General features: G+C 73.4%; 4 protein-coding genes. All 4 read right to left on the bottom strand.

Annotation, left to right across the window (positions count from 1 at the left end; all coding sequences use genetic code 11):
• Positions 1–109: 109 nt before the first annotated feature.
• Genes H5J30_RS19265 through H5J30_RS19250 form a run of 4 tightly spaced genes read right to left on the bottom strand, consistent with a single transcriptional unit; the run spans position 110 to position 4,250 of the window.
• Positions 110–1,276 (bottom strand): ABC transporter ATP-binding protein, encoded by a 1,167-nt coding sequence (locus tag H5J30_RS19265; protein ID WP_181788659.1) that lies wholly within the window; start codon positions 1,274–1,276, stop codon positions 110–112.
• A 14-nt stretch (positions 1,277–1,290) separates the two neighbouring features.
• Positions 1,291–2,130, bottom strand: a complete 840-nt coding sequence (locus H5J30_RS19260) for a carbohydrate ABC transporter permease (protein WP_181788658.1) — start codon at positions 2,128–2,130, stop codon at positions 1,291–1,293.
• The gene (locus tag H5J30_RS19255; RefSeq protein ID WP_181788657.1) at positions 2,127–2,984 is read right to left on the bottom strand and encodes a carbohydrate ABC transporter permease; all 858 of its coding nucleotides are present in this window, start codon (positions 2,982–2,984) and stop codon (positions 2,127–2,129) included. Before H5J30_RS19255 ends, H5J30_RS19260 begins: the two co-directional genes overlap by 4 nt.
• Before the next feature lie 9 nt (positions 2,985–2,993).
• Positions 2,994–4,250 carry an ABC transporter substrate-binding protein gene (locus H5J30_RS19250; protein WP_181788656.1) on the bottom strand — a complete coding sequence of 419 codons (1,257 nt, stop codon included), beginning with the start codon at positions 4,248–4,250 and terminating at the stop codon, positions 2,994–2,996.
• Positions 4,251–4,357 lie beyond the last annotated feature (107 nt).

Raw genomic sequence — 4,357 nt, 5'->3', positions numbered from 1 at the left:
GCGTCACCCGCATCTCCGGGTCCGCGCTGCTCACCCGCAGCGAGATCCGCTCGCCCGGCGCCGCGCAGATCGGGTCGGTGTAGCCGACGACGTCCATGGCGTTCCTCCTTCAGGCGGACGGCAGGCGCGCCCCGCCGTCGGGGGCGAAGTAGTGCAGCGCCCCTGGCCGTACGGCCAGGTCCACGGTGTCCCCGGGCTCGACCGACACGTCCGCCGGCACCCGCGCGCACAGCAGCCGCTCGCCGCTGCCGACGGCGGGACCCGCCGGGCGGTCCTCCGCGAAGGTGGCCCGTGCGATCACCGCGGCCTCGTACGGCAGTTGGGGCACGGGGAAGAACAGCAGTTGGTCGGCGCCGAGGTTCTGGCGAACGGCGCACGTCACCCGCAGCGCGCACGCGTCCTTCCCCGCGGCCTGCGGGGCCCGCAGCTCCTCCGGTCGGATGCCGACCAGCACGCGCTCCCCCGCGGCGACCGGCGGACGGTGCTCCGCGGGCAGCCGAAGGTCGAACCCGGCGAGGTCGAGCCCGTCCTCGCGGGCCGTGGCCAGGGCGAAGTTCATCGGCGGCGAGCCGATGAACGCGGCGACGAAGGCGTTGGCCGGTCGCGCGTACAGCTCCTGCGGCGCGGCCACCTGCTGGAGTTCACCGGCCCGCAGCACCGCGGCCCGGCTGCCGAGCGTCATCGCCTCCACCTGGTCGTGCGTGACGTAGACGGTGGTGACCCCGAGCCGGCGGTGCAGTTGCTCCAGCTCCGCGCGCATGGACACGCGCAGCTTGGCGTCCAGGTTGGACAGCGGCTCGTCCATCAGGTAGGCGCGCGGGCGGCGGGCGATGGCCCGGCCCATCGCGACCCGCTGGAGCTGCCCGCCGGAGAGTGTCGTGGGGCGGCGCTTGAGCAGGTCGCCGAGCCCGAGCAGGTCGGCGACCTCCCGTACCCGGGCGGCCGCCTCGCGCTTGGGTACGCCGCGGACCTTGAGGCCGTAGCCGAGGTTGCCGCCGACGGTCATGTGCGGGTAGATCGCGTAGTTCTGGAACACCATCGCCACGTCGCGCAGCCGCGGGGTGAGTTCCGTGACGTCGGAGCCGTCCATCCGGACGGTGCCGGACGAGGGCCGCTCCAGTCCGGCGAGCAGCCGCAGCAGGGTCGACTTGCCGCACCCGGAGGGGCCGACGAGGACGAAGAACTCGCCCTCCTCGATCTCCAGGGACACGTCGTCCACTGCCGCCTGGGTGCCGTCGTACCGCATGACCACGTGGTCGAGGCCGATGGACGTCATCGCGCCTTCCTCTCTCACCCGTGCAGGGTGCTGGTGAAGCCCTTCATGATCGTGCGCTGGGCGAAGCCGAAGAGCACGACGACGGGACCGGCCGCGATGAGCGCGGCGGCGAAGATCAGCGGCCACTCCGCGGCGAACCGGCCGACGAAGGAGTACACGGCGACCGGCAGGGTCACCTTGTCCGTGTCGCCGACGAAGACCAGGGCGACGAAGAAGTCGTTCCAGACGAAGAGCCCGGTCAGCGTCGCGACGACGCCGGTGACGGGACGGACGAGCGGGAAGACGACCCCGGCGAACACCCGCAGCGGGCGGGCGCCGTCGACCCGCGCGGCCTCCTCGTACGCGGTCGGCAGCCCGCGGAGGAACCCGGTGTAGAGGAAGACCGCCAGCGGCATCTGGAGCCCCGCGTACACGAGGATCAGCCCGGCGCGGGTGCCCGTGAGGCCGGCGTCGACCATGAACCCGTACAACGGGATGATCCCGAGCTGGATCGGCATGATCAGCGCGAACGCGAACATGCCGAAAACCGCGCCGGAGAGCTTCGAGCCGCGCCGGGCCAGCGCGTACCCGGCCGGGGCCGCGACGACGACGAGGATCGCCACCACCGCGGCGGTCGTCAGCACGCTGTTGACCAGTGCCTGGGAGAACGACACGGTGCCGCCGCCGGCCTCCGTCCAGGCCCGCTCCATGTTGCCCAGGGTGGGGTCACCGGGCGGCCGGAGCGCGGACTCGCCGCGCGCCTCCGGGCCGCGCAGCACGGTCGTGAGCACGAGGTAGACGGGCAGCAGCATGGGGATCGCGGCGATCCAGAAGCCCGCCTCGCGGAAGGCCGTCCAGCGGCCGTAGCGGTTCATGAGCGCCTCCCGCGCAGCAGGCGCATCTGGACGAGCGCCGCCAGACAGACGCCGCCGACGAGCAGCAGGGCGACGGCGGAGCCGTAGCCGTAGCGGCCGTTGACGAAAGTCTGCTCGTAGACGTACGTGCCGAGGGTGTCGGTGCCGCCGGAGGGGCCGCCGCCGGTCAGCGCCATCACCTGGTCGAACAGGAGGAAGGCCGAGATCGTGGACAGCACGGTGCCGATGACGAGGGCGGGGCGCAGCAGCGGCAGCGTGATGTCGGCGAACCGCCGCCAGGGCCCGGCGCCGTCGACCTCGGCCGCCTCCAGCAGCTCGCGCTGCACGCCCTGGAGCCCGGCGAGGTAGATGAGCATGTGGTAGCCGGCGAACTGCCAGACCATGACGATCGCGACGGCCGCGAGCGCGGTGTTCCGCTGGCCGAGCCACGGCTGCGCCGAGGAGCCGAGCCCGACGGCCTCCAGGATCTCGTTGAGCGGCCCGTCCACGTCCAGGATGAACGTCCAGATGTACGCGACCACCAGCGGGCTCACCACGGCCGGCACCAGGAAGAGCGCGCGCAGCACGTGCCGGGTGCGCAGCGTGTGCGCAAGCCCGAGGGCGAGGCCGAGGCCGGCGGCGTTGACGCCGACGACGTACAGCCCGGCGAGGATCAGGGTCTGCCCGACGACGTGCGAGCCGTCGTCGAAGAACTCGGTGAAGTTGGCGAGTCCCACCCAGGACGGCGAGGTCAGCCCGTCCCAGTCGGTGAACGCGTAGGCCGCGCCGACGAGTGAGGGGACGAGGAGGATCAGCAGGGTCAGGGCCGCCGCCGGGACGACGAACAGCCAGGGGACCGCTCCGGGTCGTTTCATGGCGGGCTCCTACGGCGCTTCCGAGGTCCACACCGCGTCCATGGACTCCAGGACGTCGGCGGGTTCTGCGCGGCCGGTGAGCATCTCCACAAGGCCGCTGTCGAAGCGGGCGATCAGCTCCGGGTTGGGCCACTGCTGGTCCATGATCGGGGCGGTCCGCCCGTCGCGCAGGTACGGCTCCAGCGCCGCGGCGTAGCCGGGGGCGCGGGGGCCGCCGCCGTCGTCCGGCAGGGCGGGCACGGCGCCGTCGATCTCGGCGTAGCGGGCGCGGTGCTTGGCGTAGAAGTCGACGAACTGCTTGCCGGGTCCGGCGTCGCTCGCCTTGGCGGGTACGACGAGGCCGCTGCTGGCGCCGGCGGGTACGAGCACCCGGTCGGGGTCGTCGTCGCCGGGGAACGGCGCCATGACGAACTCCGCGTCGGGGGCCGCCGCCTGCCACAGCGGCAGCGTGACGGTCGGCGTGACGGCCATCAGCGCGTCGCCGTCGCCCAGCGCCCGGGCGGTGGCCTCCCGCGTGGTGCCCGCCGCGTTCTCGCCGAAGCAGCCGGCGTCCCGCATCTCGCCGAAGCGCGCCACAGCCTGTTCCCAGCCGTCGCTGCCGGCGAAGGTCACCTCGTCGCGCAGCCGCTTGTCGCCGTAGCCGGGGTCGTCCGCGTACACGGTGGACGCGGCCAGCGCGAAGCCCACGATGTGCGGCATCTTGGAGTTCTCGTGGCCGCCGAGCGCGAACGCGGTCTTGCCGTCGCGCCCGGCGTCCCGGCAGGCCGTCAGCATGCTGGTGTACGTCCCGGGCACGTCGGTGCCCTTCTTGGCGACGATGCCGATCGCCATCGAGTCGACGGGGAAGGCGTAGACCTCCGAGCCGTCCCCGACGGCGCCCGCGACGGTGTCGGGCAGCCGGCCGGCCCAGGGGCTCTCGCCCAGGTCGGCCAGCAGCCCCTTGTCGGCCAGCGCGCGGACCGTGCCGGACTCGCCGTAGCCGACGACGGTCATCGCCACGTCCGGCGCCCGGCCCGCGCCCAACTGCCGGCGCAACGCCTGGAGATGCTGGTCGAACGGGTTCTTCTGCACCGTCACCGTGAGGTCGGGGTGCGCCTTCTCGAAGTCGCGGGCGGCGACGTCGATGGAGCTTTCCTCGCGCCCGTCGTCCCAGACGGAGACGACGATCTCGCCGTCGCCCCCGGCGTCCGCGCCGCACCCGGCCGCCGCCGCCAGCAGCGCCACGGCCACCGCGGCGCAGCCGAGCGCCCTGCCGCGTATGTTCATCGGAACCTTCTTTCCGGCCCGCCCCGTGGGGGTCTGGGCTCAGCCGTGCGCCGTGGCCAGCCGGAGGCGGTGCGAGCCGCCCCCCACCTCCAGCACGAGGTGCTCGC

Source organism: Streptomyces phytophilus (assembly GCF_013870535.1).
Taxonomy (GTDB): domain Bacteria; phylum Actinomycetota; class Actinomycetes; order Streptomycetales; family Streptomycetaceae; genus Streptomyces; species Streptomyces phytophilus.
This window is presented reverse-complemented; position numbering and strand designations above follow the sequence as displayed.

Excerpts from the sequence above, each read along its gene's own strand:
- H5J30_RS19255 (WP_181788657.1), bottom strand. The coding sequence starts at position 2,984 with ATGAAACGACCCGGAGCGGTCCCCTGGCTGTTCGTCGTCCCGGCGGCG.
- H5J30_RS19260 (WP_181788658.1), bottom strand. The coding sequence starts at position 2,130 with ATGAACCGCTACGGCCGCTGGACGGCCTTCCGCGAGGCGGGCTTCTGG.
- H5J30_RS19250 (WP_181788656.1), bottom strand. The coding sequence starts at position 4,250 with ATGAACATACGCGGCAGGGCGCTCGGCTGCGCCGCGGTGGCCGTGGCG.
- H5J30_RS19265 (WP_181788659.1), bottom strand. The coding sequence starts at position 1,276 with ATGACGTCCATCGGCCTCGACCACGTGGTCATGCGGTACGACGGCACC.